General features: G+C 67.2%; 4 protein-coding genes. All 4 read right to left on the bottom strand.

Annotation, left to right across the window (positions count from 1 at the left end; genetic code table 11):
• Positions 1-550: precorrin-2 C(20)-methyltransferase (gene cobI, locus WCB02_RS08540; RefSeq protein WP_423957495.1), on the bottom strand; the 550-nt coding region annotated here is incomplete at its 3' end.
• A 2-nt stretch (positions 551-552) separates the two neighbouring features.
• Positions 553-1,182 carry a precorrin-8X methylmutase gene (locus WCB02_RS08535; RefSeq protein ID WP_423957494.1) on the bottom strand — a complete coding sequence of 210 codons (630 nt, stop codon included), beginning with the start codon at positions 1,180-1,182 and terminating at the stop codon, positions 553-555.
• Positions 1,182-2,345 (bottom strand): precorrin-3B synthase, encoded by a 1,164-nt coding sequence (cobG, locus tag WCB02_RS08530; protein ID WP_423957493.1) that lies wholly within the window; start codon positions 2,343-2,345, stop codon positions 1,182-1,184. Before cobG ends, WCB02_RS08535 begins: the two co-directional genes overlap by 1 nt.
• Positions 2,342-3,329: cobaltochelatase subunit CobN (locus WCB02_RS08525; RefSeq protein ID WP_423957492.1), on the bottom strand; the 988-nt coding region annotated here is incomplete at its 5' end. The genes cobG and WCB02_RS08525, both read right to left, overlap by 4 nt.

The following is a 3,329-nucleotide window of genomic DNA, read 5'->3' as shown; positions in this document are numbered from 1 at the left end:
GATTGCGACCGGTCTTCATGATCACCAGCGCGTCGGAATTGCTGACGCGGCTTTGCAACTCGGTCTCCGGCAACGTTGCCATCAGCACCGTCATCACGTCGTCGCCGAGCGCGATCGGCTGGCCGATGGCGTTCCAGCATCCGGCCATCCCGGGAATGCCGGCAACGATTTCGACCTCGGCGCGGCCCTGCAGCCGGGCGTGGAGATGCATGAACGAGCCATAGAAGAACGGGTCGCCCTCGCACAGCACCACGACATTGTTCTCCCGCGCCAGCGCCTCGAGGCGATCGGCCCATTGATCGTAAAAATCGGCAAGCAGCCGCGCATAGTCGTCGGTGTCGAAAGCCAGCTCGGTGGTGACCGGATATTCCATCGGATATTCGCGCACCGTTGGCGCCAGCATACCCTCGACGATGCTTCTCGCCTGCCCCGGCCGTCCTTGCTTACGGAAATAGGCGACATGCGTCGCGGCGCGGATTTCCCGGTCGGCCCGCACGCTCATCAAGTCGGGATCGCCAGGCCCAAGGCCGCAGCAGATGATCCGCCCCATTGCTATTCGCTCCTGCTCGCCAGCGCATTGACGGCGGCGACCGTGATCGCGGAACCGCCGAGGCGCCCTTCAACCGTCAGTGCCGGCACCGGCCGTGCCGCCAGCAGTGCGGCCTTGGCTTCCGCCGCGCCGACAAAGCCGACCGGACAGCCGATGATCGCCGCCGGCCGCGGACAGCTTGCGTCTTCCAGCATGTCGAGCAGATGGAACAGCGCCGTCGGCGCGTTGCCGATCGCCACGATCGCGCCGGCAAGATGCGGCCGCCAGAGTTCGAGCGCGGCCGCCGAGCGCGTATTTTTCATGGATTGCGCCAACGCGGGAACGGCGGGGTTGTCGAGCGTGCAGATCACGGCATTGTCGGCCGGGAGTCGCGCGCGCGTGATGCCTTCCGAGACCATGCGCGCATCGCAGAGGATCGGCGCGCCGTTCCGTAGCGCACGCCGCGTTTCGATCGCCATGCCCGGAGTGAAGCGGATCTGCGCTTCCAGCCCGACCATGCCCGCGGCGTGGATCATGCGCACCACCACCGGCTCCTCCTCCACCGTAAAGCGTGCAAGATCGGCCTCGGCGCGGATGGTCGCAAAGGATTTTTGGTAGATTGCCGCGCCACAGGTTTCATAGACATACGGCATCAGGCGGCTCCCCAGAGAACCGCGGGCTTGGCAAGGATTGTTGCCGCATCCAGTCCGCGCAGCCTTGGAACGGCCTGCGCCGTGCCGTCGCAAATGAGATCAAAGCCGTCGCTCGCGCCGACCAGCGTGATCGACGCTGGCGACGAATAGGCGCAGCCTTTGGCGCAACCGGAGACATGGAGCTGCGCCTCCGCTGGGATCGAGGACGCCAGGGCCGCGGCAAAAGCGCGGGTCTCGGCGTGCGCTTGGGGGCACGCGGGCGCGCCGGTGCAGGCGGCGATGCGAAGCACGGGATCATCGGCTTGCGTCACGAGGCCTTCGTGTCGGGGCATCTCTTGCGCGTCCTCGAGAAAGACCATGCGCCACGGCGTCATGCGCAAGCCCGGCGCAAGACCGGCGAGGAATTTCAGCGTCGCGCCCTGAATTTGTCCGAAGGCTAATCCGACCAAAGCACCGCCGGCATGCAGACGCGGCTGTGGCGGGGGAGCGGCCGGTCCGGGCATCGCGCGGCCTGCGAGCGCCTCCGGCAATTCGACGCCGCCTGCAATATGCGCCGCCATGCGCCCTCGCCCATTGCGCACACCGCCCGAGGCCACGAACCAATCTGCCAGCGCCAGCGCAATCCCGACGGCGTCGGCTTTTGCCACCGCGTGACCTTGCGGCATGCCGTCAGGACGGACAATCAATTGGTCCTGCAAACCGCGCTCGATGCGGATATCGGCCGAGGCCTGCGCAAGCGTCCGCCCGTCGCCGCAATCGACGGCAAAACCGAATTTTGCCGGCAGCCCAAGAGACCGGCCTGCCAACGCCAGCTCGAGCTCCGCGGCAATCGAAGAGGTGTCGTCGCCTGCGCGCCAGAACGGCGCGACCAGGATGTTGCGCTGGACTTCCGAGTCCACGTCGGCGTCGATCAGATCGAGCTGCGCGAGCGCTTTGATCAATGCATCATGATCCTCCGGGCGTACGCCCCGGATCTGCAGGTTCGCCCGACCGGTCAGGTCGATCAGGCCGTTGCCATAGCGTCCGGCGAACTCGGCAATGCCGGCGGCCTGCGCTCGCGAAAGCCGGCCGCCATGCGGACGAATGCGGACCACGAGACCATCGCCCGACAGCATCGGGCGCAATGCGCTGGGGCACCAGCCCTTGATCTCGAAGCGGCTCATGAGGCTTCCCGCAGCGAAACCGCAATGGAGTTGCGTCGCGTCATCCAGAGCGACGCCTCATGCAGCCGGGCGAAGCAGGTCTCGATCGCCGATAGCGCCGCCGGATTCTCGCGCGCGAGAAAGGCGCGGACGTCGTCATGACCCAAGGTCGCATCGTGATAGAGATCGAACAGATGCGCCGGCACGGCGTCGGCCAGATGCGCGAACGCCGCCATGTGCTCCAGCGTGGCGGCGATTTCGGCCGCGCCGCGAAAGCCGTGCCGCATCATGCCTGCGATCCACAGCGGATTGGCGGCGCGGGCGCGCACCACGCGCGCGATCTCCTCCGTCAACAGTCGCGCGCGTGGCGCGTCGGGCCGGCTCGCATCGAGATGATAGAGCGATGGCGGCGCAGCACTGAGACTTGCGGCCGCGGCGGCTACGCCGGCCTCGTGGGCGGGGTAATCGGCGGCGAGCAGCAGATCGGTCTCGGTCAGATCCTGGACATGCACGAAGGCGTCGGCGTGTGTCAGCCGTGCCTCGATCCCGCTGCGGTCGGGCTGCATCGCGCCATCGGCCGTGAACGACCATGACGACGCCGCAAGCCAGGCCTGGCCCGCCGCATCGCGCGCCACGCGCGAAAAATCATCACGCAGCGCGGCCATGCCGACGCCATACTGTCCGGGACGCGGACCGAATACGCGCGCAACGCGCCTCGCATAGGGATTTTCGCAGCCTTCCCAGTCGTGCCTTGCAAGCGCTTCCGAGGCTGCCTCGAACAATTGCGCCAGCGGGGCGAACACGTCTCGGAACAGGCCGGAGACGCGCAGCGTCACGTCGATGCGGGGCCGGCCGAGCAGCGCCAGCGCAATGATCTCGAATCCGGTGAGACGGCCGGAGGCCTGGTCCCAGCGCGGCTCGATGCCGGCCAGATGCAGCGCCATCGCGAAATCCTCGCCGGCCGTGCGCATGGTTGACGAGCCCCAGAGATCGACGACCAGTCCC

It is taken from the genome of Bradyrhizobium sp. (assembly GCF_049581145.1).
GTDB lineage: Bacteria > Pseudomonadota > Alphaproteobacteria > Rhizobiales > Xanthobacteraceae > Bradyrhizobium.
The sequence above is the reverse complement of the archived record's forward strand: the minus strand, read 5'-3'. Positions and strand labels throughout refer to the sequence as shown.